Annotated in this window: 19 protein-coding genes; 4 read left to right on the top strand and 15 right to left on the bottom strand. The window is 72.9% G+C overall.

What is annotated here, in order from left to right; genetic code table 11:
* Positions 1–46: 46 nt before the first annotated feature.
* The 4 genes from ELR47_RS03625 to ELR47_RS03610 are packed head-to-tail and all read right to left on the bottom strand — an operon-like array spanning position 47 to position 4,646.
* The gene (locus ELR47_RS03625; RefSeq protein WP_130648646.1) at positions 47–946 is read right to left on the bottom strand and encodes a branched-chain amino acid ABC transporter permease; all 900 of its coding nucleotides are present in this window, start codon (positions 944–946) and stop codon (positions 47–49) included.
* Entirely contained in the window at positions 946–2,925 is a 1,980-nt protein-coding gene (locus ELR47_RS03620) for an AMP-dependent synthetase/ligase (RefSeq protein WP_130648645.1), read from the bottom strand. The genes ELR47_RS03625 and ELR47_RS03620 overlap by 1 nt, the downstream gene beginning before the upstream one ends.
* A complete protein-coding gene (locus ELR47_RS03615) occupies positions 2,922–3,806 on the bottom strand; it encodes an ABC transporter ATP-binding protein (protein ID WP_130651203.1) in 885 nt (294 codons plus the stop codon). Before ELR47_RS03615 ends, ELR47_RS03620 begins: the two co-directional genes overlap by 4 nt.
* Positions 3,807–3,857: 51 nt before the next feature.
* Positions 3,858–4,646: an ABC transporter ATP-binding protein gene (locus ELR47_RS03610; protein ID WP_130651202.1), complete on the bottom strand. Its 789-nt coding sequence runs from the start codon at positions 4,644–4,646 to the stop codon at positions 3,858–3,860.
* A 269-nt stretch (positions 4,647–4,915) separates the two neighbouring features.
* On the opposite strand from ELR47_RS03610, the gene ELR47_RS03605 reads away from it, so the two are divergent.
* Positions 4,916–6,211 (top strand): PucR family transcriptional regulator, encoded by a 1,296-nt coding sequence (locus tag ELR47_RS03605; protein ID WP_130648644.1) that lies wholly within the window; start codon positions 4,916–4,918, stop codon positions 6,209–6,211.
* A gap of 99 nt (positions 6,212–6,310) precedes the next feature.
* On the opposite strand, the gene ELR47_RS03600 is transcribed toward ELR47_RS03605, so the two are convergent.
* Entirely contained in the window at positions 6,311–7,501 is a 1,191-nt protein-coding gene (locus ELR47_RS03600) for a M48 family metallopeptidase (protein WP_130648643.1), read from the bottom strand.
* Positions 7,501–8,055: a LemA family protein gene (locus ELR47_RS03595; RefSeq protein WP_130648642.1), complete on the bottom strand. Its 555-nt coding sequence runs from the start codon at positions 8,053–8,055 to the stop codon at positions 7,501–7,503. The genes ELR47_RS03600 and ELR47_RS03595 overlap by 1 nt, the downstream gene beginning before the upstream one ends.
* 230 nt (positions 8,056–8,285) lie before the next feature.
* Between ELR47_RS03595 and ELR47_RS03590 the strand changes: the two genes are divergently transcribed.
* A complete protein-coding gene (locus tag ELR47_RS03590) occupies positions 8,286–9,452 on the top strand; it encodes an S-layer homology domain-containing protein (RefSeq protein ID WP_165403821.1) in 1,167 nt (388 codons plus the stop codon).
* Positions 9,453–9,476: 24 nt separating this feature from the next.
* On the opposite strand, the gene guaA is transcribed toward ELR47_RS03590, so the two are convergent.
* The 3 genes from guaA to ELR47_RS03575 all read right to left on the bottom strand — a co-directional run bounded on the left by guaA (position 9,477) and on the right by ELR47_RS03575 (position 13,458).
* Positions 9,477–11,051, bottom strand: a complete 1,575-nt coding sequence (guaA, locus tag ELR47_RS03585; protein WP_130648640.1) for a glutamine-hydrolyzing GMP synthase — start codon at positions 11,049–11,051, stop codon at positions 9,477–9,479.
* 84 nt (positions 11,052–11,135) lie between these two features.
* The gene (locus ELR47_RS03580) at positions 11,136–12,311 is read right to left on the bottom strand and encodes an O-antigen ligase family protein (protein ID WP_130648639.1); all 1,176 of its coding nucleotides are present in this window, start codon (positions 12,309–12,311) and stop codon (positions 11,136–11,138) included.
* 28 nt (positions 12,312–12,339) lie between these two features.
* The gene (locus ELR47_RS03575) at positions 12,340–13,458 is read right to left on the bottom strand and encodes a GuaB3 family IMP dehydrogenase-related protein (RefSeq protein ID WP_205745421.1); all 1,119 of its coding nucleotides are present in this window, start codon (positions 13,456–13,458) and stop codon (positions 12,340–12,342) included.
* A 120-nt stretch (positions 13,459–13,578) separates the two neighbouring features.
* Between ELR47_RS03575 and ELR47_RS18125 the strand changes: the two genes are divergently transcribed.
* Positions 13,579–14,181 carry a DUF5319 family protein gene (locus ELR47_RS18125; RefSeq protein ID WP_165403820.1) on the top strand — a complete coding sequence of 201 codons (603 nt, stop codon included), beginning with the start codon at positions 13,579–13,581 and terminating at the stop codon, positions 14,179–14,181.
* A 98-nt stretch (positions 14,182–14,279) separates the two neighbouring features.
* Here ELR47_RS18125 and ELR47_RS03565 read toward each other — a convergent pair whose 3' ends face one another.
* From ELR47_RS03565 to ELR47_RS03540, 6 genes are all read right to left on the bottom strand, one after another.
* On the bottom strand, positions 14,280–15,662 hold the full coding sequence (locus ELR47_RS03565; RefSeq protein WP_130648638.1) for an exopolysaccharide biosynthesis polyprenyl glycosylphosphotransferase: 1,383 nt from the start codon (positions 15,660–15,662) through the stop codon (positions 14,280–14,282).
* Positions 15,663–15,832: 170 nt separating this feature from the next.
* Complete coding sequence (locus ELR47_RS03560) at positions 15,833–16,831, bottom strand: glycosyltransferase family 2 protein (RefSeq protein ID WP_205745420.1); 999 nt, start codon at positions 16,829–16,831, stop codon at positions 15,833–15,835.
* Positions 16,828–17,949 (bottom strand): glycosyltransferase, encoded by a 1,122-nt coding sequence (locus tag ELR47_RS03555; RefSeq protein ID WP_130648637.1) that lies wholly within the window; start codon positions 17,947–17,949, stop codon positions 16,828–16,830. Before ELR47_RS03555 ends, ELR47_RS03560 begins: the two co-directional genes overlap by 4 nt.
* Before the next feature lie 28 nt (positions 17,950–17,977).
* Positions 17,978–19,273, bottom strand: a complete 1,296-nt coding sequence (locus tag ELR47_RS03550; protein WP_130648636.1) for a nucleotide sugar dehydrogenase — start codon at positions 19,271–19,273, stop codon at positions 17,978–17,980.
* A gap of 141 nt (positions 19,274–19,414) precedes the next feature.
* Entirely contained in the window at positions 19,415–20,269 is an 855-nt protein-coding gene (locus tag ELR47_RS03545) for a sulfotransferase domain-containing protein (RefSeq protein WP_130648635.1), read from the bottom strand.
* Between the two features lie 141 nt (positions 20,270–20,410).
* Positions 20,411–22,228: a glycosyltransferase family 4 protein gene (locus tag ELR47_RS03540; protein WP_130648634.1), complete on the bottom strand. Its 1,818-nt coding sequence runs from the start codon at positions 22,226–22,228 to the stop codon at positions 20,411–20,413.
* 123 nt (positions 22,229–22,351) lie between these two features.
* Here ELR47_RS03540 and wecB point away from each other — a divergent pair, with 123 nt between their 5' ends.
* A complete protein-coding gene (gene wecB, locus ELR47_RS03535) occupies positions 22,352–23,440 on the top strand; it encodes a non-hydrolyzing UDP-N-acetylglucosamine 2-epimerase (protein ID WP_130648633.1) in 1,089 nt (362 codons plus the stop codon).
* Positions 23,441–23,449 lie beyond the last annotated feature (9 nt).

Genomic DNA, 23,449 nt, shown 5'->3' with positions numbered 1-23,449 from the left:
GTGCCCCCGCCACGCGTGCCGCGCCGGTGTCCGCGGTGGTCGCTGCTCATACGCGCTGGACCTCCGGGGTGCCGAACAGGCCGTAGGGCCGCACCATCAGCACCAGGATCATGATCACGTAGGGCACGACCACGTCGACGTTGGCACCCACGTAGCCGGTCAGCGCCGCCGAGTTCGCCCGCGTGAAGGCCTCCGCCACGCCGATGACCAGCCCGCCGATGTAGGCCCCCTTGAGCGAGTCCAGGCCGCCGAGGATGATCACCGGCAGGGCCTTGAGCGCGACGAACGCCGTGGTGTTGTCCACGCCCTGCCCACCGCTGCCCACCATCATCCCGGCCAACCCGGCCAGGCCACCGGCCATCGCCCACGACAGTCCGAACATGCGGCCGACGTTCACGCCCTGCGCCAGGGCCACCTCCTGGTCCAGCGAGGTGGCGCGCATCGCCAGCCCCACCCGCGAGCGGGCGAGGAACAGTCCGACCCCGGCGAACGCCCCGGCGGTCAGGGCGATGCGCCAGCCGTCGGCGACCCGCATGCGCACCCCGCCGGCCAGCACGGCCGTGTCCAGCCCCCACGGGTCACCGACGGTGAGCACGTTGGAGCCGATGAGTCGGTTGGCCACGATCGTGAGCACCAGGAAGACACCGACGGTGACCATCGCGGCGCTGAACGGCGGCTCGCCGACCATGGGCCGCAGCGCGATGCGCTCACAGGCGGCCCCGATCATGCCGACGACCAGGATCGAGCCGAGGATCGCGAGCGGGAACGGGATCTCGTAGGTGCGTACGAACAGGGCGGTGAAATAGGCACCGAGCACCATCAGCGCCGGTTGCGCGAAGTTCACCACGTCGGTCGCGCGGTAGATCACCACGAAACCGGCCGCCAGCAGCGCGTACACGCTGCCCTGGGCGACACCCCGTACGAGGATCGTCAGCAGGTCCTCCACTACGCGACCACCCCCTGTCCGCGTCCGGCGCCGGCGCCGGCACCCTCGGTCTGCTCGTCACCCGCCGGCGTGTGCACGTCGACGAGGTCGCCGCCGGCATGCTCGGTGCGGTTGGCGTACATGTCGTCGACGAGGTAGCCGAACATCTCGTGCAGCGAGGCGCGCTTGACCTTCTGCGTCGCCGTGAGCTCGCCGTCCTCGTGGTCGAGTTCCTTGGGGATCACGCGGAACTTGCGGATGTTCTCCACCCGCGCGAACTTGTCGTTGGTCTCCGCGACGACCCGCTGCACCAGCTCGAGGACCTCGCGCTTCTCCGACAGGTCCCGATAGGTGGTGTAGGGCAGCTTCCGGCGCTGCGCCCAGTCACCGACCGTGTCGAGCTCGATGCCGATCAGCGCGGTCAGGTACGGCCGCTTGTCGCCGATGACCACCGCCTCCTTGACGAACGGCGAGGTCTTGAGCGAGTTCTCGATTTCCGAGGGCGAGATGTTCTTGCCACCCGCGGTGATGATGATGTCCTTGATCCGGTCGACGATCTTGACGTGGCTGCCGTCGACCCACTCCCCGACGTCGCCGGTGTGCAGCCACCCGTCCTCGTCGATCGTCTCGGCGGTCTTGTCCGGCAGGTTCCAGTAGCCGGCGAACACGCCCGGGTGCCGGGTGAGGATCTCGCCCGTCTGCTCGTCGATGCGCAGTTCGATGCCGGGCTGCGGCTCGCCGACGGTGCCGAGCTTGACGCGTCCGGGCCGGTTGACCGTGCCGACCGCGGCGTTCTCGGTCATGCCGTAGATCTCGTAGATGATCACGCCGATGCCGAAGAAGAACTTCAGCACCTCCGGCGCGATCGGCGCGGCGCCCGACCCCGCGGAACGCACCTTGCGCAGTCCGAGTCGATCGCGCAGGGCACGGAACACGAACGGGTAGCCGAGCGCGTACAGCAGCCGGGTCCGGGGGGTGTGGCGGCCGTCGTTGCGCACCAGTTCGTCACCGATCTGGTTGGCGATGCGCATCCAGAACCCGAACACGGCCCGCTTGAGCGGTGAGGCGGCGTTCATCTTGATGTGGATGCCGGCGTGCAGCTTCTCCCAGATCCGGGGGACCGCGAAGAACAGCGTCGGCTGCACCTCCTTGAGGTTCGCGGTCACCGTCTCGATCGACTCGGCGAAGTGGACCGTGACCCCGGCCTCGGCGTTGACCCACTCGGTGGCGGCCCGCTCGGCGACGTGGCACAACGGCAGGTAGCTGAGGATGACGTCATCCGGGCTCGCCGGCGGGTTGTAGAACCCGCCACCGGACACCAGCGTCTCGATGGCGAACTCGACGTTGGCCACCGTCAGCATCGCGCCCTTGGGTGGTCCGGTCGTCCCGGAGGTGTAGATCAGGGTGACGACGTCGTCCTCGGTGGCCTCGGTGGCGCAGCGCTCGAGCAGGTCCGGATGCTGTTCGCGGTGGGCACGCCCCTGCTCGAAGAAGTCGTCCCACGCCAGCAGCTTGGGATGGTCGTACTCGCGCACGCCGCGGGGCTCGAGGTAGACGATGTGTTCGAGGTCGGGACACTGCGCCTCGACCTCGAGTGCCTTGTCGACCTGCTCCTGGTCCTCGGCGATCAGCACCCGACTGCCCGAGTCGCGCAGCAGGTAGGCGACCTCCGTGGCGGGATTGGTCGGGTACAGCCCCATCGTGATGGCCCGGATCGCGACCGCACCGACGTCGCCGTAGAGCCATTCGGGCCGGTTCTCGGAGTGGACGGCCACGCGGTCACCCGCCCGCACGCCCAGGGCGCACAGGGCGTGGGCGACGACGCTGACGTGCTCCCAGTAGTCGGCCCAGGTGATGTCCTGCCAGATGCCGTAGCGCTTCTCGCGCATGCAGACCCGCTGCGGGTCGCGTTCGGCATGCTCACGGACGCGGGCCGGGACGGTCCGGATCCCGCGGGGGCCGCTGGCCCGGGACGCGGTCTGTTCCAGGGTCGCGCTCATCGTCCGGCCTCCTCGGTCGTCACGGCGGCTGCGGTGGCCGCCTCCGTCTGCAGGTCGGGACCGTCGTCGCCCTCGCCGAGGTAGGCCCGGATCACCTCGGGATCGTTGGACACCACGTCGGGGGTGCCGAGTGCGATCGGCTTGCCGAAGTCGACGACCAGGATGCGGTCGGCGAGGTCCATGACCAGGCCCATGTCGTGCTCGACCATGATCATGGCCAGTTCGAGCTCGGTGCGGATGTCGAGGATGAACCGCGCCATGTCCTCGGTCTCCTCGACGTTCATGCCGGCGACCGGCTCGTCGAGCAGCAGCAGCTTCGGTTCCATCGCCAGCGCGCGTCCGAGTTCGACCCGCTTCTTGACGCCGTAGGGCAACATCCCCACCGGCAGCTTGCGGAACGCCTCGATCTCGAGGAAGTCGATGATGTCCTCGACGATGCGCCGGTTGTCGAGCTCGGCGCGCTTGGCCCGCCCCACCCACAGCATGCCGGCCAGCATCCCGTACCCGACGTGCTGGTGGCGGCCGAGCATGAGGTTGTCGAGCACCGTGAGGTTGTCGAAGAGCTCGATGTTCTGGAACATCCGGGCGACACCGCGGTCGGCGACGACGTCGGGCTTGAGCCCGAGCAGGTCCTCACCGAGGAAGCGCACCCGCCCCTCCTGCGGCCGGTAGACGCCGGAGAGACAGTTGAAGATCGACGTCTTGCCCGCCCCGTTGGGGCCGATGACCGCGAACAACTCGCCGCGCTGCACGTCGAAGCTGACCCCCCCGACGGCCGTCGTGCCACCGAAGCGCAGGACGAGGTCGTCCACCTGGAGGACCGGTTGCCCCGCGGGAACGTCCACCGAGGTCCCCGTGAGGGCCTCCGACAGCGGTCGGATCTGTGCCACGCGTCGCTCTCCCGTCGCTGGGCCTGGCTGTGGACGTCGCCGTCAGGACAACCAGCGCTTCCGTCGCTTGTAGTGCTTGACGTCCCGGAAGGAGGTCGCCTCCTCGCCGCCGTGGCGGCCGAGATAGAACTCGCGTACGTCCTCGTCCTCGCGCAGCACGGCCGCCGGCTTGTCCATCACGACCTTGCCGGTCTCCATGATGTAGCCGTGACTGGCGATCGACAGGGCCATGTTGGCGTTCTGCTCGACGAGCAGGACCGACGTTCCCTGACGGTTGATGTCCACGATGAGGTCACGGATCTGCTGCACGATCAACGGTGCGAGCCCCAGGGACGGTTCGTCGAGCAGCAGCAGCTTCGGGTCCGCCATGAGCGCACGACCGATGACCAGCATCTGCTGCTCGCCGCCCGAGAGGTAGCCGGCCATCTGCCGGCGACGCTCCGCGAGCCGCGGGAACAGGGTGAAGACCCGGTCCAGGCCCGCGTTCACCGAGCCGCGGTCGGCCGTGTGGGCGCCGATGCGCAGGTTCTCCTCGACCGTGAACTCGGCGAACGCGCGGCGGCCCTCCATGACCTGCCCGATGCCGGCGGCCACCGTGCTCGGCGCGTCGAGCCGGTGGATCGCCTCACCGTCGAAGGTGATGGAGCCCTTGGTCACCTCGCCCCGGTGGATGTCGAGCAGCCCCGTGATCGCCCGCAGCACCGTGGTCTTGCCGGCGCCGTTGGCCCCGAGCAGCGCCACGATCGATCCCTTCGGGACATCGATGCTCACGCCCTTGAGCACGAGGATGACGTCCTCGTAGACCACCTCGAGATTCTGCACGGTCAGCACGAGCTCTCCCAGCGTGTGCGACCACTCGACGACGAGCACCGCGGCCTCCCAGCCACGGCCCGGTTCCGTACGGATCCGGCCCGTCGTTTCGTGGTTCCCACGAAACACTCCCGGTGCGGATTGGTACCGGGCGGCGACTCGGGTGTCAACGACTTCGCGCGTTCGGGCGAATCCGGGATGGACGCACCAACGGGGCAACTCGTAGGATCACCGACCACGGGTTGGGAGACCTCGTGCTATTCACGAGGCGTGTCGGGCGGGAGCACACGATGAGCCAGCAGACCGGCCGACCGCCGACGGGGACCGACGCGGAGGCGCCGCGCTCGCGGACGGACGAGGACGCCGCGTTGCCGACCGGGGACCTGCTGCCGGCCGACCTGCGCGTGCCGCCGGCCGCGGCGTCGTCACGGCGCGCGATTCCCGACGGCTGGGAGGGCATCGCCCAACTGGCGGCCAGCGTCGAGCGCCGGCTCGACACGCTCGCCGACCGGGTCACCGACGACATCCAGGCCGAGATCCCGACCTACCGCCGTGGGCTGGTCCCCACCAGCGACCTGCGCCACTCCGTGCTGCGCAACATCCAGAACACCCTGGCCGGCCTGGCGGAACACCGGGCCCCGCGTGACGACGAGCTGGCCGTGCGCGGCGAGCTCGGGTCGCGCCGGGCGCTCCAGGGCATGCCCGTCGACGCGGTCATCAAGGCGTACCACATCGGCTATCGCGAACTGTGGCTGGCGCTGGTCGACGCCGTGCCTGCCGACCAGCCGGAGACGGCGACGCAGCTGCTCACCGCCGCGACCCTGGTGTGGCAGTGGGTCCACGAGGTCACCGACGCGCTCGCCGAGTCGCACGCGTCCACGGTCCGCTCGCTGGAGGCCCGCACGGTCGGTGCCCGACAACGCCTGGTCGAACTGCTCGTCGGCGGGGATCTCGACAGCGACGAGGTGCCGCGGTTGGCCGCCTCCCTCGGCTTCGACCCCGCCGGCGGGTTCCTGGTGTCGGTGCTCCGGGTGGACGACGTCGACCTCGACGTCGTCGACCTGCAGCACGCGCTGGACGACGGTGCCGGCCGCCATGCGGTGGTCGCCCGCGGCACCCAGCTCGTCTGCCTGTCGCAGGACGCGGAGCAGTCGGCGGTCGCGGCCGCTGCCCGCTCCACCTACCCGTCCGCAGCCGTCGCGCTGGGCGCCACGCGCCGCGGGCTGCGGGGCGCCCGCGCCTCGCTCACGGACGCCGAGCTGACCCTCGCCGTCACGGCGGCGTCGAGCACCGGCCGGTTCGAGGACGCCTGGCTGTGGGCGACGCTGACCGGCGCCCGCGAGCGCCTGGAGCCGCTGCTGGCCGACGGTGCCGGGGCCGCTCAGCGGCACCCGCACCTGGCCGAGGCCGTGCGGGCGTTCGCCGACGCCGGCTTCAGCGTGAGCCAGGCCGGCCGCTTGCTGTCCCTGCATGCCAACACCGTCGCCTACCGGCTCGACCGCTGGGCCGAGCTGACCGGGTGGGACCCGCGCACGTTCGCCGGACTCAGCCGCTCGTTGGCCGCCCTGCGCGTGCCCCGATCCTGACCTGCGTCGGCGCCGCTCGCGACGCACGGCGCCGCCGTCAGCGACACCCGCTGTGCGACGTGGCGCCGGGCGAGGGCGGGTCCCCCACCTGCGACGGGGTCACGAGCGTGGGGGTGGCGGCGGTCCCGAGGCCCCCGGGGAGCCGGGATGCCGGCCACCGGTGCCCGGGAAGCGCAGGGGGTCGAGGGCGTCGGAGCCGCCCCGTGGGCCCGACGACGGTGGTGGCGCGGACGGACCCGGCGACTGCGGCGGTGGCGGCAGCGGGTCGTCGAGGCGCACCGTGCCGGCGTTGAGCCGGGCGAGCCGCTCGATGCGCTCGCCGATCGACGGGTGCGTGGCGAAGCGCCGCGCCATCTTCGCGCCACGGTCCTTGCCCTTGGTGTCGTTGGGCTCCTCGAACCACAGGTGGGCGGTCGCGACCTCGAACTGCCGGATCTCGGTCCGGTCCGCGTCGAGACGCCGCAGCGCGTTGACCATCGACTGCGGGTCACGCAGCAGGTCCGCCGCGGTGGCGTCGGCGAGGTACTCGCGCTGCCGCGAGACGGCGAAGCGGATCAGTTGGGCCGCGATCGGCGCGAGCACGACGGCGAGCAGCCCGAGGACCAGGAAGACCACCTGGGCGGCGCCGGCACTGTTGCCGCCGCGGTTGCCGCCACGCCCGCCGCGGCCACCGAACCACATCGCCCGGACCAGCACGTCGGCCAGCAGGGCGACCAGACCGGCGGTGGCGACCGCGACCGTGACCGCGCGGATGTCGTCGTTGACGATGTGCGCGACCTCGTGGGCCAACACGGCCCGCAACTCGTAGCGGGGCAGGCGCTCGACCAGGCCGGTGGTGACCGCGACGTGGCTGTCCTCGAGGCGCAGACCGGTCGCGAACGCGTTGGGGGCCGGGTCGTCGACCACGTACAGCTTGGGTCGCGTGTTCGCGATCCCCGCCGACACGCACACCTCGTCGAACACGTTGTGCAGTTGCGGGTACTGCTCGCGCGGCGCGGGCCGCGCCTTCGCGGCCCGCAGGGCGATGGCCGGCCCCCCGCGGTAGGCGAGGTAGGTCCCGCCGACCCCGAGCAGGGCGCCGCCGGCGGTGATGGGCACAGCCGTCACCGGGTCCAGGGCCGCCTGCGGCGCGAACCAGCCGACCAGGATCCAGACCAGCACCAGGGCGAGGAACACGGTTGCGCCGAGCAGCAACCGGGTCGCCCGCCGGTTGGCACGCTGCAGCTCGTCGTAGACGGCGGGCTCGGGTCGTCGTGCGCCGTCCCGGTCAGGGCCTCCGCCGTCGGCCACTACTCGAACGAGACGTCGGGCACCGCGCGGACCTCGACGGTCTCGACCTCGAAGTACTCGCGTCCCTCGAAGTTGAACATGCCGGCGATCAGCGAGGTCGGGAACACCTGCCGGGTCTCGTCGTAGGTCCGCACGCTGGCGTTGTAGTGACCGCGCGCGCCGGCGACCAGGTTCTCGGTGTGCGCGAGCTCCTCCTGCAGCTGCCGGAAGTTCGCGTCGGCACGCAACTGGGGGTAGTTCTCGCTGATGGCCAGCAGGCGGCCCAGCGCCTGCGTCAGCTCGTTCTCCGCCTCGGCGAGCTCACCCGGCTGCGCGACCTGCAGCGCGCGGGACCGCGCGGCGGTGACCTCCTCGAAGGTCTCCCGCTCGTGAGCGGCGTAGCCCTTGACCGTCTCCACCAGGTTGGGGATCAGGTCGTGTCGCCGCTGCAGCTGCGTGTCGATCTGGGCCCAGGCCTCGTCGACCCGCACCCGGGCGCGCACCAACCGGTTGTACATGGCGACCACGGCGACGACCAGCACCACCACGACGGCCAGGACGATCAGCCACTCCATGTCCGTGTCTTCCCGTAGTTGTGAGGGCGCAGCCTGCCTCGGGTGCCCATACGGCGGCGCTGCGCGCACGCGCGGTCAACCTACCGCAGGGCCGGCCGACCATGCCGGGTGTCGGCCGCGCGATGCGGCCGATCCCCGGGGCCGCGACCGACGCCGACGACGAGACCTCGGTTACCCGACAGCACGCCCCATCCCCGCTCCCCAGTGTCAGGCCGCCCGTGTCGTTCCCCATGTCGTCCGCCCCCGCTCCCACCGGCTCGCGCCGGCGCTCCGCCGCCGCGTTGGCCGCCCTGCTCGCGCTCGCCGTCGCCGTCGGCGCGCTGGTCGCCCCGGCCACGGCGCAGGCCTCGACGCACACCCCGGTCCTGCAACCCGATCGGGTCAGTGCCGCGGGTATCGCCGCCTGGTTCCAGGCCAGTGCACCGGCCGGCTACCGGGCGACGGTGTCCCCCGAGCTCCTCGCGCAGTACTTCGTCGAGGAGGGCCGCGCCGAAGGGGTCGCCGGCGACCTCGCGTTCGCCCAGTCGGTGCTCGAGACCGGCTGGTTCCGTTGGCCCTCGCACGGCCAGGTCCACGCCACCTACAACAACTTCTCCGGCATCGGCGCCTGCGACGGGGGCACCTGCACCGTCGCGCAGTTCCGCGACGCCCGGATCGGGGTCCGGGCGCAGATCCAGCACCTGCGGGCCTACGCGGACCCGACCGTGACGATCGCCCGTCTCGCCCACCCGCTGGAGAGTCCCCGCTTCCATCTCGTCACCCCCAAGGGCAGGGCCAGCACCTGGGAGCAGATGGGCAGCGGCAACTGGGCCACCGACCCGCTCTACGCGAGCAAGATCCTCTCGATCCACCGGTCGATGCTCGCCCACGCCGAGGTCAACGGCGGGTTGAGCCGTCCGCGGTTCGCCGACGTCGGCAGCGGTCACGCGCACGGCCCCGCGATCGAGAACCTCGTCCGGCGGAGCGTCGTGCAGGGCTGCACCTCCACGCACTTCTGCCCCGAGGCGCCGGTGACGCGTGGGCAGCTGGCCACGATCCTGGCCCGGTCGCTCGACCTGCCGGCGGCGCCGCATCCGTTCCGCGACGCCGGCGCGACGCACGGTGCCAACATCGGTGCGCTGTACGCCGCCGGCATCACGTCCGGCTGCGGCCCGGACCGGTTCTGCCCGGACCAACCCGTCACCCGCGCCCAACTTGCCACGATGCTGCAGCGGGCGCTGGGCCTGCCAGACGCGGAGCCGACCTTCACCGACGTCCGGGGCACCCGTCACCGGCTCGCGATCGGCGCCGTCGCCCAGGCCGGTATCACCACCGGCTACGACGACAACACCTTCCGCCCCGACCAGCCCGTGAACCGCGCCCAGGCCGCCACCTTCGTCACCCGCGCCCTGCCCTGACCGACGACACCGTCGGACCTCGGGTCACTCCCACTCGATGGTGCCGGGCGGCTTGGAGGTGATGTCGAGCACGACCCGGTTGACCTCCCGCACCTCGTTGGTGATGCGGGTGGAGATGCGGGCGAGCACGTCGTCGGGTACCCGGGCCCAGTCGGCGGTCATGGCGTCCTCGCTGGCGACCGGTCGCAGCACCACCGGGTGACCGTAGGTGCGTCCGTCGCCCTGGACGCCGACGGAGTTGACGCCGGCGAGCAGCACGACCGGGCACTGCCAGATGTCGCGGTCGAGACCGGCGGCGGTCAGCTCCTGGCGGGCGATGGCGTCGGCGTGCCGCAGCAGCTCGAGCCGGTCGGCGGTCACCTCGCCGACGATCCGGATCGCCAGGCCGGGGCCGGGGAACGGCTGTCGCCACACGATCGACTCGGGCAGACCGAGTTGGAGCCCGACGCGCCGGACCTCGTCCTTGAACAGGGAGCGCAACGGCTCGACGAGGTCGAACTGCAGGTCGTCGGGCAGGCCGCCGACGTTGTGGTGGCTCTTGATGTTGGCCGTGCCGGCACCGCCGCCGGACTCGACCACGTCCGGGTAGAGCGTGCCCTGCACCAGGAAGCGGACCTCCTCGCCGTGTTCGCCGGCGTCGGCGACGACCTCGCGCGCGGCCTGCTCGAACACCCGGATGAACTCGCGCCCGATCACCTTGCGCTTGTCCTCGGGGTCGGTGACGTCGGCGAGCGCGTCGAGGAAGCGATCGGCGACCTCGACCACCTTGAGCGAGACGCCGGTGGCGGCGACGAAGTCGCGCTCGACCTGCTCGGCCTCCCCCTTGCGCAGCAGCCCGTGGTCGACGAACACGCAGGTGAGCTGGTCACCCACCGCCTGCTGGACGAGGGCGGCCGCGACGGCGGAGTCGACGCCGCCGGACAGGCCGCACACGACACGGGCGTCCCCGACCTGCGCCCGGATGCTGGCCACCTGCTCGTCGATGACGTTGCCCATGGTCCAGGTCGGCTGGCACCCGGCGATCTCGTAGAGGAAGTGCTCGAGGACGGCCTGCCCGTGCTCGGAGTGCAGCACCTCGGGGTGGAACTGCACCCCGGCGAGACGACGTCGGGTGTCCTCGAACGCCGCGACGGGCGTGTCGGCGGTCCGGGCCACGACGTCGAACCCTGGCGGGGCACCGGTGACCGCGTCCCCGTGCGACATCCACACCGACTGCTCGCGCGGCAGCCCGTGGAACAGCGTCGAGTCGGCCGCGACCACCTCGAGCGGGGTCCCACCGAACTCGGCCTGACCGGTCCGTTCGACCCGCCCACCGAGCGCGGAGGCCATGGCCTGGAAGCCGTAACAGATGCCGAAGGCCGGCACGCCGGCCTCGAACAGGGCGGGGTCGACGGCGGGGGCACCTTCGGCGTACACCGACGACGGGCCGCCGGAGAGCAGGATCGCCGCTGGCTCCCGGGCCAGGATCTCCTCGACCGGTGTGGTGTGCGGGACCAGTTCGGAGTACACGCGTGCTTCGCGCACACGGCGGGCGATCAGCTGGGCGTACTGGGCCCCGAAGTCGACGACGACGACGGTGTTGCGGTCCGAAGTGGTCACGGCAGCTCCTGGCGGACGGCCGGGGCGGGGAACGGTCGAGACGGAGGACCGACTCCGCGACCTGCGGCCGGGATGGCGCGCAGGCTATCCGCCGGTGGAGCCGGCTCCCGGCTCGCGACCGGCCCTCGCGGGACGGTTCGTCGCCGGCGCTCCGAGGCCGAGCAGCACCGCCAGCAGGACCTCGTGACCGAGCCGGCCGGACAGAATCTCGATCTGGGCGTGGACCAGCAGGCCCGCGCCGGCGAGCAGCACCAGGTCCCGCCGCCCGGAGCGGGGAGCACGGAGCCCGCGGACCGCGAGCGTGAGCGCCGCGACCACCGTGGCCACCGCCAGTGGCACGCCGCCCTCGGCCAGGGCGTGCGCGACGGCCTGGTGGGCGTGGTCGTTGGGGCGCGGCAGGTCGCCGGCTGCGGACGCGAAGCGCCCCAGGCCGATGCCGAGCAGCGGGTGGTCGAGCCCGGTCTCGACCCCACGAACGGCGAGGTCGATGCGCCCCAGCACCGACGCGCCCAGTGGGCCGGCACCGGCCTGGGTCGCTGGTCCGGGTGGGGCGGTGCCGGCCGGGACCGAGGTGTCCAGCGTCAGGCTCGTGGCGACGAGACCGAGCACGACGATCGCCAGCGCGCCGGCGAGCCCGAGCGTCACCCGTCGACGACTGGCCGTGAACGCCGCGAGGACGACCATGCCGGCGAGCACGACCGCGACCCCGCGGGACAGCGTCGCCGCGGTCCCGAGTGCGACCAGGGCGCCGAGCAGCCACCACCGGGGGTGTCGGGTGGCGCCCAGCACCGCGCTCGCCACCAGCGGCACCAGCAGCAGTCCGGCGGCGGTGTTGTGGTCCCCGAGCGGGCTCGTGATCCGTCCCTTGAGCCGGTAGAAGCCGTGCTCGGCACCCACCGCCGCCGGCAGGGCGAGACCGAAGCGCACCAGCAGCCAGCCGGCGAGCACTCCGCCGGCGACGGCCAGGGCGATCAGCCACGGATCCAGCGGCGGTCCCGACACGTCGGCCCGTCGGCCGCCGCGCCGCAGGGCGAGCAGGAGCCCGAACGCGGCGAGGTAGGGCACGCCGGCGCGCGCGAGTCGATCGGCGTGGCCGGCGAAGGGCGCCACGCCGGCGAGCGCGGCCGTGCACTGGACGATCGCGACGCCGAGCGCTACCGCGTAGGCGACCACGGCCGGGTCCCGCCACGCCGTGGCCGCGCCCGGCTGGCGGTCGGGCGGCGGACCGCTGCCGACGGGTTCCACCGCGTCACCGGGCATCGTGGCCACCTGGCGGGTGGTGGAGCGGTCAGCGCCGCCCGGCGCGGACGGCGAGCTCGGCCTCGCGGAGGCGGGACAGCGACCGGTAGCCGGTGACGCCCATCGCGCGGCGCAGGCCGCCGACGAGGTTCAGGGTGCCGTCGGCCCGGTGCGCCGGTCCCTCGAGCACGGCCTGCATCGGACCGACCGGCTCGACGAGGTCGAAGCGGCTGCGGGGCAGGGTGTTGTGTGCGGCCGCCAGGCCCCAGTAGGCCCCGCGTCCGGGGGCTTCGTCGGCGGCGGCGAGCGCGCGACCGAGCATGACCGCATCGGCGCCGCAGGCGATCGCCTTGGCCAGGTCCCCGCCGGTGCGGATCCCACCGGCGGCGATCACGTGCACGTAGCGGCCGGACTCCTCCAGGTACCGGGTCCGGGCGGCGGCGACCTCCGCGATGGCGGTGGCCAGCGGCACGTGCACCCCGAGCGCGTCGGCGGTGGTCGAGGCCGACGAGCCGGTGCCGACCAGCACGCCGACGGCACCGGTACGCATCAGGTGCAGGGCCGACTTGGCGGAGGCGACGCCACCGGCCACGACGGGGATGTCGTAGCGCGCGGTGAACGACTTGAGGTCCAGCGGCTCGGTCCCGGGCTTGCCGACGTGCTGGGCGGTGACGGTGACGCCGTTGACCAGCAGCAGGTCCAGACCGGCTTCGAGCGCGGCGTGGTGGTAGCGCTCCACCTTCTGCGGGGTCAGGCTGCCGGCGGCGAGCTGACCGCCCGCCTTGAGCTGTTCGATGCGACGACCGATGAGCTCCTCGCGGACGGGCTCGTGGTAGAGCTGCTGGAGGCGCACGGTCGCCTCCGGGCCGGGCCGCAGCGACGCGATCTCGGCGAGCACCTCCTCGGGGTCCTCGTAGCGGGTCCAGAGCCCTTCGAGGGCGAGCACGCCGAGACCGCCGAGCTCCCCGAGCTGCCGGGCGGTGCCGGGCGAGACGACCGCGTCGAGCGGTGCACCGAGGACCGGCAGGGCGAAGCGGTAGGCGTCCAGCGACCAGCTGACGTCGACGAGTTCGACGTCGCGGGTACGTCGACTCGGGACGAGCGAGATGTCGTCGAGCTCGTAGCCGACGGACGCCTGACGGTTGCCGCCGATCGTGGTCGTGTGCACGGCTGATGGACCCCGGGTCGTGGACGAGCCCGGAGCCTACTGGCCGCCGCGTCGCCCGGTGTCGTGCGGGTGTGGGCGAGCGCGCCCGCCGGGGTCGGGGCCGGCGTACGCTGGGTGGCCATGCCCGAGACGGTCGGACCCGAAAGGCTCTCGGTGGCGGACGACGACTTCGACGACGAGCGCTTCGACGACGAGGGCTTCGAGGACGAAGGCCTCGACGACGACGCGGACGGTTTCTCCGACGAGCCCCTCGACGAGCACGAGACGGCGATGATCCGCCAGGACCTGCACGACCTGGCCGACTTCGAGGCCACGTTCCGTCCGGAGGGCTACCGCGGCGTGGCGGTGTGGTGCCACGACTGCGCGGAGGAGCACTACTACCCGTGGGACATGCTGCGGGAGAACCTGCAGCTGCTCCTCGACACCGGCGAGACGCCGGTGCACGAGCCGGCCTACGCGCCCGAGCCCGACCGCTACGTGCAGTGGGAGTACGCGCGGGGCTACGTCGACGCGCTGCGGGACGCCGGGGTGCAGGAGCGCCTCGACGTCGCCGCGTGCCACCGCTGTGGCTTCCCGTTGCCCGAGGCCCTCGGTCAGGGCAACTTCTGTCCGCGGTGCGGCAACCCGCTGCTGGCCGGCCGCCTGACGGTGGCCCTGCAGGAGGCGGGGCTGACCGGTGACGAGGTGCTGCAGGTACTCCGCCGCGCCGGCCTGCCCGGCTGACGCCCGGACGAGGTGCGTCCGCCCGCCGTCGGTGAGCGTTCCCCCACGCCGACGTCCGCTCGCCGACACCCGCGACGAGCAACCGGCGGCGACCACGGTCAGAGCCGTCGCGCGAGGACGACCCAGACGGTGCGCAGCAGGATCTCGATGTCGGCCACGGGGGACCAGTTGACGAGGTACTGCAGGTCGTAGCCGAGCTTGTACTCGGGATCGGTGTGGTACCGGCCGTGGATCTGCGCCAGTCCGGTCAGTCCCGGTGGCAGCGCATGGCGACGGGCGTAGCCGGGGATGACGGACTCGAACCGGGCCGTGAGCTCCGGGCGCTCCGGGCGGGGGCCGACCAACGACATCTCGCCGCGCAGCACGTTCCACAGCTGCGGCAGTTCGTCCATCCGGGTCGCCCGTACCCAGGCGCACGCCGGGATGACGCGTGGGTCGTCCTCGACGGCGAGACGGGCGCCGCCCTCGGCCTCGGCATCGGTGCGCATGGTCCGGAACTTCACCATCCGGAAGCGACGTCCACCGGCCCCGACCCGCTCCTGCCAGTACAGCAGCGGCCGGCCGGCGACGGCCAGCTGGTACAGCGCGATGATGCCGGTGAGCAGCAGCAGTGCCGGGGCACTGATCGCGAGGGTGGTGAGGTCGAACAGGCGTTTGAAGTGGCGTCGCGAGCGCGGCATCGTCTGCGGTCGCAGCAGCACGAAGGGCAGCCCGCCGACCTCGCGCAACCGCTCGAGTCCGAACATCGTCTCGCGCCCGGTGACGCGCAGCAGCATCGTCACGCCGGCGTCGTCGAGCTGCTGCACCGCACGCGGGTACAGCTCGTCGAGCCAACGGCTGGTGACCACCACCACGTCGGTCACGTCGCGGTGTCGCACGGCGGGCAGGATCCGGGCCGGGTCGGACACCTCGACCACGATCTGACTGCGCCGGGGGTCGATGGTGACGTGCCGGCGGGCGATCTCGAGGTCGGCCTCCGTGCCCGCGAGCAGGATCTTCGGCGGCCCCTCACGGCGGGTGCGCACGAGCGAGACGATCCAGCGGTTGGCCGCCACGGCCACCGCCCCGGCCACCAGCAGGAAGAGCAGGTTCGGGGTGGGGATGGGCAGCACGACACGGGCGCGGCTGACGAGTCCGAGCTGCTGGGCGAAACCGGTCACGACCAGGTTGAGCAGGACGAACAGTCCTGCGGCGGCCAGCGTCTGACGCACCGCGCGTGGCAGGGTCGGCGGAGCCCCGAGGCGGGGCTCGCGTTCGTAGAGCCCGCCGAAGTAGAGACAGGCCAGGAACACGGCCAGGAGCACGCCGAACGACAGCAGGTAGTGGGGCACCGAGTACGTCTGCCACGGGCGCCCCTCGAAGGTGAAGCGCACGAGCATGGCCCCCACCATCAGGGCGTAGAGGGCCACGGCGTCGAGGAGCATCGACAGGCGGAACCCGCGGGCGTTGAGCCGGGCGAGCAGCCGCGGGTCGTCGTGCACCTCCGCCCGCGCGGGCTCACCACGCGGGGCGACCGGTCGGGTGTCGTCGGGCGCCGGCTCGGCGCGGTGCGCGGCACGGACGGACGACCCGGCGTCGGAGGTGGCGTCGGGGTGCGGCTCGTCGGGGGCGGAGGGACCGCCGGGCTCAGCGATCGGGGTCCCCCGCTCCGTCAGCGATCGACATGCGACATCCGTGGTGGCCCCAGCAGGAAGCCTATCCCCCACGACACGTGCATCGTCCCGAGTGCGACGACGACCTCGGGCAGCAGACGCAGGGCCGGCACGGCCGGTGCGGCCGCGACGACCAGTGCCGCGACGTAGGTCGCGACCGCCAGTCCGAACAGCGGCCAGAACGCGCTCAGCGCGGACAGCACGAAGGCGGTCCCCAGCCCGACGACCAGCAACGGCGCGGCGAGCTGGCGCGGCCCGAGCGAGTTCCGGTGCGTACGGGCGGTCAACCGTCGCCAGCGGCCGTACTGCAGGTACTGCGCGGCGAGACCGCGGACGGAGTCGCGTGGGGTGTAGTCGACGGCCAGCCGCGGGTCGAACCAGACCGTGTAGCCGGCCGCGGCGAGCCGGACGTTGAGCTCGGCGTCCTGGTTGCGCGTGAAGCGGGGGTCGTAACCGCCGACGGCGGTGAGCGCCGATCGCCGGAACACGCCGAGGTAGACCGTGTCGACCGGACCTTCCGCGCCGCCGACGCGGTAGGTGGCACCACCGGCGCCGGCCGGCGAGGCCATGGCGACGGCCACGGCACGCGCGAACCCCCGCTCGGCCACCGGGACCTGCTTCCCGCCGACGTTCGCGGCGCCGGTGCGCCGCAGGGTCTCGACCGCGCGGGCGACGTAGCCGGGAGGCAGCACGGCGTGGGCGTCGAGGCGGACGACCACCTCACCGTTGCTGGCGTCGATGGCCGCGTTGAGCGCGTCGGGTGTGCGGCCCGAGGGGTTGTCGACCACCCGGACGCGCGGGTCACCGTCGGCCGCCACCGTCACGGCGCGTGCGGTGTCGGGGTCACCGGCGGCGACCACCACCTCGTCGACGAGGTCCTGCGCGAGGGCCGAGCGCACCGCGCGTCCGACGGCGGCCTGCGCGTGCAGGGCGGGCACGACCACCGACACGCCTGCGCCGGCGGGCAGGGGGTCGAGGACACCGTCGGAGGCGCTCACGCGGCGGCTCCGTCCCGGGCCCAGTCCGTGAGCTGGGCGACGAACCGGGGCGCCGCCGCGTCCCAGCTGTGGTGGGCGACGACGAAGGCCCGTCCCGCCGCGCCCAGCGACGCACACCGCTCGCGGTCGGCGGCCAGGGCCAGCACCGCGTCGGCGGCCGCGTCGGCGTCGGCGAAGGGCACCACGACGCCGCCGCCGGCGGCCTCGACCAGCGCGGTCGCGGCGGGCAGCGGGGTCGTGACCACGGGGACGCCGAGGCTGAGGTACTCGACCACCTTCGTGGGCATCGAGACGCGGTAGTTGGGCACGTCGTGGAGCAGGCTGAGTCCGGCCACGGCGCCGTGCACCCGGGCGAGCGCGCGGTCGTTGGGCAGGTACCCCCGCCAGGTCAGCACGCCCCGCGCCTCGGCCTCGACGAGGACGGGCCGGACCTCGGCGTCGGCCGGACCGACCACCTCGAGGTGCGGGCCGTCCGCGGCGTGCAGGCGCTCCCCCAGGCCGACGAGCTCGAAGGCGCCACGGAACCGTGACACGCGTCCGACGTACACGACCCGCTCGGCGCTCCCGGCGGCCGGCAGCGCACCGCTGGGGGCCCACGGCAGGTTGGGCACGACCGGATGGGGACGCAGGAACCGTCGCTGGTAGGCGTCCTCGGCGAGCAGCAGGTGCAGCGCGCCCTCGGCCCACCGCTCCAGCGCTCGGGCGAGCACCGTCGCCGGCGGTCGCAGTGCCGCTGGCACCCACGGCCGGTCCGGCAGACTGCCCACGAGGTCCTCGTGCACGTCGAGCACGACCGGGGGCAGTCCGCCCAGGCGGCCCACGACCGCCGCGGCGAGCTCGGGATCGTGCAGCAGCACGAGGTCGACGCCGCCGGAACGGGCGACGCTGGCCAGCAGGCGGCGGGCCGCCAGCAGCGCGCCCAGCCGTCGGCGACCGACCGCGTGCGGCAGGTCGATGGTCCGCACCCCGGCGAGGACCTGTCCCGGGTCGGTGCCGGTGGCACGGAACGGCGCGGCGTAGGTCACCTCGACGCCCGCGGCCACCAACGACCGGATCTGTCGGTGGTGGACACGGGCGTCCAGCGGCGTGTGGACGGTCGTGACGACGAGGACGTGCACGCGCCTCATCCGTTCCGGCGCTCGGCTGCTAGAGCGCGACGACGTTGTCGGCCTCGATGCCCTTGCGGCGGTAGATGCCGCGCGTGTCGAACACCAGGTCCACCTGCGCGGCGACGGCCGCGTAGTCGACGTCGTCGTGGTCGGTGAGCACCACCGCGAGGTCCCAGTCGGACAGGTCGGCGTCGTTCTCCAGCGCGTGGAAGCCGTGCCGGGCCAGCCGCTCGGTCGGGACGTGCACGTCGAGGACGCCGACCTCGGCACCCCGGCGCTCGAGCAGCCGCAGCACGTCCATCGACGGCGACTCGCGGTCGTCACCGATGTTCTTCTTGTAGGCGGCGCCGAGGCCGACGACGCGGCTCGACGACAGCGCCTTGCCGGTGTTGTTCAACAGTTCCGTGACGCGGTTGACGACGTAGTCGGGCATGTGGAGGTTGACGTCCTCGGCCAGGTCGATGAACCGCGTCGCCACACGCAGCTCGCGGGCGCGCCAGGCGAGGAACTGCGGGTCGAGCGGGATGCAGTGTCCGCCGACGCCCGGGCCGGGGTAGAACGGCTGGAAGCCGAACGGCTTGGTCGCCGCCGCGTCCACGACCTCCCAGATGTCGATGTCGAACACGTTGGCCACCTGTGCCAACTCGTTGATCATCGCGATGTTGACGGCCCGGTAGGTGTTCTCCAGCAGCTTGGTCAGCTCCGCGGCGCGCGCGGAGGAGACCACGTGCACGTTGTCGACCAGGCGACGGTAGGCCGCGGCGGCCACCTCACCCGAGGTGTCGGTCACGCCACCGACGACCTTGGGGATCTGGTGGGTGTGCAGGACGTTGCCCGGGTCGACCCGCTCGGGCGAGAACGCGACGAACCCGTCCTCGTCGAGGGTCAGGCCCGCCTTCTCGATGGCCGGCAGCAGGTAGTCCTCGGTGGTGCCGGGGTAGGTCGTCGACTCGAGCGTCACCAGCTGTCCGGGACGGGCGACGCGTGCGACCGTCTCCGCCGCGGCCTCGATGAAGGACATGTCGGGCTGGCGGTTGCGACCCAGCGGCGAGGGCACCGCGATGAACAGGGTGTCGGCCTCGCGGAGGTCGGCCTCGGAGGCCGTGAACCGGGCCCCGCTGTCGAGCGCCTGGCGCAGCTCGTCGTCCGAGACGTCCTCGACGTAGCTCCCGCCGGCGTTGAGGGCATCGACCTTCGCCTGGGCGACGTCGAAACCGATGACGTCCAGGCCGCGGCTGGCGGCCGTGACGGCCAGCGGCAGCCCGACGTAGCCGAGGCCGATGACGCCGGCGGTCCACCGCTGGGACGCGAATTCGGAGGCGCGAGGATGCATGGAGGTCGCTTTCGCAGCGCGGAGGGAGCGCACCGTGCGCCGGGTGGTCGCCGTCGGCGGACCCACCGGCCGGGGGCGCGTGCAGCCGGCGAGGATAGTGCCCGCTCCCCGTGCACGGCCCGATGTCGAGCGTTCGGTGTGTCAGCTGCCGCCGTCGGGGTCGGTGCCGGGACGCGTCGTCCCGTCGAGCGCGACGGGATAGCCGAACATCGGCGGCAGCTCGCGGCGGACCCGCTCGGTCAGCTGCGCGAACTGTTCGGCGTCGAGGTAGTCGGCCGCGCCGCCGACCTCGCCGCGACGCATCTTGTACGACTCGGCGTCCGACGCGTCGCCGGGGCGCATGCGCTTGGCCGCGATCGCGCCGCTGGACTCCAGCTCGCGCATGCGGTCGAAGTCCCCGGCCGCGACCGCGTGGTCGAGTCCTTCGGGACTCGCCCGCAGCCCGAGGAAGTCGACCACCCGCGCGAGCTCCCCACGCGTGTCCCGGTGCAGGTCCTCGTAGCGGACGAGCAGGAACCGACGAGGGACCGAGCGTGCGGCCGCCCAGGTGCCGTAGAAGCGCAGGATGGTGTCGAACCCGCCGACCGGCGCGGCGATGAACTCCTCGAGCGTGCCGGTGAAGCGGGCGTCCCTGCGGCTCGCCTGGAAGTAGGACGAGACGACCACGTCGCGGGGGTCGCGCACGAGCAGGATCACGTCCTTGGAACGGAACCGGCGCTTGTCCGACCGGATCTCCTCGCGGCGCGAGCGGTGTGGCCGCCCCTCGTGGCGGACCGCCAACGTCGGCAGGTCGGACCGCGGGGCGGTGATCCCGTACAGGTCGGTGGGGTCGTCGGTGTCCACGCCGTGGTCGACCCGCAACAGCTCGCCCAGCATCAACCGCAGCCAGGTACGTCCCGACTTCGGATAGGACACCAGGTAGGTGTCGACGCTGCGGTGCCAGCGCCAGTCGGCCACGCGCGAGCGCAGCCCGGCCAGTGCAGGGGTCCTCGGCATCCCGGCTCCTTCGCCTCGCCTCGACGCGCCGAGGCTAGGGCAGCCTCGCACGTGCCACCCGGACGCCCCACCGACGTCGGGGGCGGGACCGTCCGGCAGCGCTCACCACCCGCCCGGTCGCGTTGACCCGCTCCGCCGCGTTCACCCGCCCAGGGCGCGGTAGATCTCGGCGTAACGACGACCGTTGGCGGCCCAGGTGCGCTCGGCCACGACGCGTCCGCGGGCGGCCCGACCGAAGCGGGCGCGCGTGCCGGGGTCGTCGAGGAGCGGTTCGACGACGTCGGCGAGGTCGACCGGGTCCTCGGCACGGAAGGTCCGGCCGGTCACGCCCTCCTCGACCATCTCGGCGAGCGCCGGGAGGTCGCTGACGACGACGCAGCGTTCGAGCGCCATGGCCTCGACCGGCTTGAGCGGGGTGACGTTGCGGCACACCCGCTCGTCGCGGCGGGGGACGACGAACACGTCGATGGCCTCGTAGAAGGCCTGGATCTCCTCGTGCGGCACGCGTCCGGTGAACGTGGCGCGCTCGCCGAGCCCGAGTTCGGCGGCCTCGTGCTCCCACCCCGCGCGGGCGGTGCCGTCACCGACGACGACCACGGCGACGTCACGGCCGCGGTCGAGCAGGTGGCGCACGCCCCGCAGCAGCACCTCGACCCCTTCGTAGGGCACCAGCGACGAGATGTAGCCGAGCAGCACGCGGCCCTCGGGCAGCCCGAGCCGGTCGCGCACCGGCCCACCCCGGCCCTGCGGCCGGAACACGTCGGTGTCGACGGCGTTGGGCACGACCGTGATGCGCCGCGCCTCGACCCCGCGGCGCACGAGGTCGGCCTTCATCGCCTCCCCGAGGGTGACGACGTGGTCGGCCTGGGCCGCGCACCATCCCTCGGTGGCCCGCATGCGTCGGTAGCGGTCGACCTGCTCCAGCCCTCGCACACCCGGGTGGCGCGACAGCCAGGTCTCCTCGAGGAAGCCGCGGACCTCGTAGACGACCGGGACGTCGAGGGCGCGGCCGAGGGCCAGCATGACCTGGGCGTTGTCGTACGGCGTGGTCGGGTGCAGCACCGCCGGGCGCAGGGCGGCCACGACCGGCCCGGTGCGTGCGACCGACCGCTCCACCCGTTCGGCGGTGCCGAACACCGTGTCGCCGCCGGGGTCGGGGACGTGCACGTAGGGGATGCCGTCGACGACGTCGCGCTCGCCGGCGTCGGCCAGCCCCTGGCGCCACGGGAAGCCGAGCTTGGTCACCATGACCGGGTCGATGCCCTGGTCGCGCTGGGCCAGGGCCACGCGGTGGGCCCGCAGCGTGTAGCCGGCCTGCACCTGCGGCAGGGCGTTGTTGAGCAGGTGCACGGCGCGTCCGGGTCGTGGCGCCTGGCGGGCGAGCCGACCGACGCTCGGCAACCAGCCGGGTTCGAGCGCACGCAGATCCTCGGCGACGCGGTGCAGGGTGCGCCGGGTGGTCGGTCGCGGGTCGGCGTCGAGGGCGGCGGTGAGCTCGTCGCGGGCCGCCTCCCAGTGGCCCGCCCGCCAGCGGATGCGCCCCCGCACCCGCTGGACGCGCGGTACGGCGGCCAGCGGCTCGACCAACGCCAGGGCGGGATGCGGCCGCTCCACCTCCGCGAGCCAGCCCGCGACCGTCAGCCGCCCGGTGGCCGACAGGCGCTCGCCGCGCCGGGTGGCGACGGCCACGGCGGCGTCGCGCTCGCCGGCGAGGTCGAGCGCCACCAGTTGCAGCAGCAGCGGCCAGCCGGCGTGGGGGGCGACCAGTGCGACGAGGCGTCCGACGGTGCGCAGCGGGACCACGAGCCGGCGACGCGCCGCGGTCGGCAGCATGCCGAGCACCCGCACCAGCACGTGCGCGGGCTCGTCGCGGACCCGGGTGACGACCAGGTTGGCCGCACCGACCGGGTCGGTGGTGGCACGTCGGGCCAGGGCACGCAGCAGGCGCGCGAGGGTCATGGATTCTCCTGTGCCGGACCCGACCGTGCGCGCCGGTGGGCACGCAGCGGCTACCGCGGTCGGGGACGGGGGCGGCGGTAGTCTGCCAGCCGCAGCCCTCCTCGAGACCCCGGACGTCCTTCCATGCCCCGTACCGTCGCCCACGTCGTCGGCGCCCGCCCGAACTTCATGAAGATGGCGCCGGTCTTCGACGCCCTGGCAGCGCTCGACCAGCCCCAGCTGCTGATCCACACCGGCCAGCACTACGACGAGAAGATGTCCGACGTCTTCTTCCGCGAGCTCGGCATCCCGGAGCCGGACGTCAACCTCGGCGTCGGCTCGGGGTCGCACGCGGCGCAGACGGCGGCCCTGCTGACCGGTCTCGAGGCGACCGTCCTCGAGCACCGACCGGCGGCGATGGTGGTCTACGGCGACGTCAACTCGACCATCGCGGCGACGTTGGTGTGTGCCAAGCTGTCGATCCCCGTCGTGCACGTCGAGGCGGGTCTGCGCTCGTTCGACATGACCATGCCCGAGGAGGTCAACCGCCGGGTCACCGACGTGCTGGCCGACCTGCTGCTGGTGACCTCGCCGGAGGCGTACGCGCACCTGGCCAACGAGGGCTGTGACGTCGAGCGGATCCGCCTGGTCGGCAACCCGATGATCGACACGCTGCTGCGCAACCGCGACCGCTTCGCCCCCGGTCCGGTCCGTGCGGCGGCCGGTCTGCCGGAGCGGGTCGCCGTCTCCACGCTGCACCGACCCGCCAACGTCGACGACCCCGTCGTCGCCAAGCAGATCGTGGACGCCCTCAAGCAGGTCGCCGAGACCATCGACGTGGCCATCCCCTTGCACCCGCGTGGACGCCAGCGACTCGCCGACCTGGGCCTGGTCTCGGGCGAGGGCATCCACGTCATCGACCCACTGGGCTACGTGGACTTCGTCTCGCTGGTGTCGGGCGCCGACCTGGTCATCACCGACTCCGGTGGTGTGCAGGAGGAGACCACCATCCTGGACGTCCCCTGCCTGACGGTGCGGCCCAACACCGAGCGCCCCATCACGATCACCCACGGCACCAACCGGCTGGTCACCCCCGAGCAGCTCGCTGACGCCGCCGCCGCGGTGCTGCAGGGCGAGGCGGTCTTCCCGACCGACCGACCGCCGTTCTGGGACGGTCACGCCGGTGAGCGGTGCGCCCGGGAGATCGTGGCGTTCCTCGACCGCCTCCGGTGACCGACGTGC

Origin of the sequence: Egicoccus halophilus, from assembly GCF_004300825.1 — a bacterium.
Taxonomy (GTDB): domain Bacteria; phylum Actinomycetota; class Nitriliruptoria; order Nitriliruptorales; family Nitriliruptoraceae; genus Egicoccus; species Egicoccus halophilus.
The sequence above is the reverse complement of the archived record's forward strand: the minus strand, read 5'-3'. Positions and strand labels throughout refer to the sequence as shown.

Bases quoted from the DNA above. Each gene is read 5' to 3' on its own strand.
- ELR47_RS03605 (WP_130648644.1), top strand. From the start codon at position 4,916: ATGAGCCAGCAGACCGGCCGACCGCCGACGGGGACCGACGCGGAGGCG.
- ELR47_RS03595 (WP_130648642.1), bottom strand. From the start codon at position 8,055: ATGGAGTGGCTGATCGTCCTGGCCGTCGTGGTGGTGCTGGTCGTCGCC.
- ELR47_RS03590 (WP_165403821.1), top strand. From the start codon at position 8,286: ATGTCGTCCGCCCCCGCTCCCACCGGCTCGCGCCGGCGCTCCGCCGCC.
- ELR47_RS18125 (WP_165403820.1), top strand. From the start codon at position 13,579: ATGCCCGAGACGGTCGGACCCGAAAGGCTCTCGGTGGCGGACGACGAC.
- ELR47_RS03545 (WP_130648635.1), bottom strand. From the start codon at position 20,269: ATGCCGAGGACCCCTGCACTGGCCGGGCTGCGCTCGCGCGTGGCCGAC.
- ELR47_RS03540 (WP_130648634.1), bottom strand. From the start codon at position 22,228: ATGACCCTCGCGCGCCTGCTGCGTGCCCTGGCCCGACGTGCCACCACC.
- ELR47_RS03620 (WP_130648645.1), bottom strand. From the start codon at position 2,925: ATGAGCGCGACCCTGGAACAGACCGCGTCCCGGGCCAGCGGCCCCCGC.
- ELR47_RS03580 (WP_130648639.1), bottom strand. From the start codon at position 12,311: ATGCCCGGTGACGCGGTGGAACCCGTCGGCAGCGGTCCGCCGCCCGAC.
- ELR47_RS03550 (WP_130648636.1), bottom strand. From the start codon at position 19,273: ATGCATCCTCGCGCCTCCGAATTCGCGTCCCAGCGGTGGACCGCCGGC.
- wecB (WP_130648633.1), top strand. From the start codon at position 22,352: ATGCCCCGTACCGTCGCCCACGTCGTCGGCGCCCGCCCGAACTTCATG.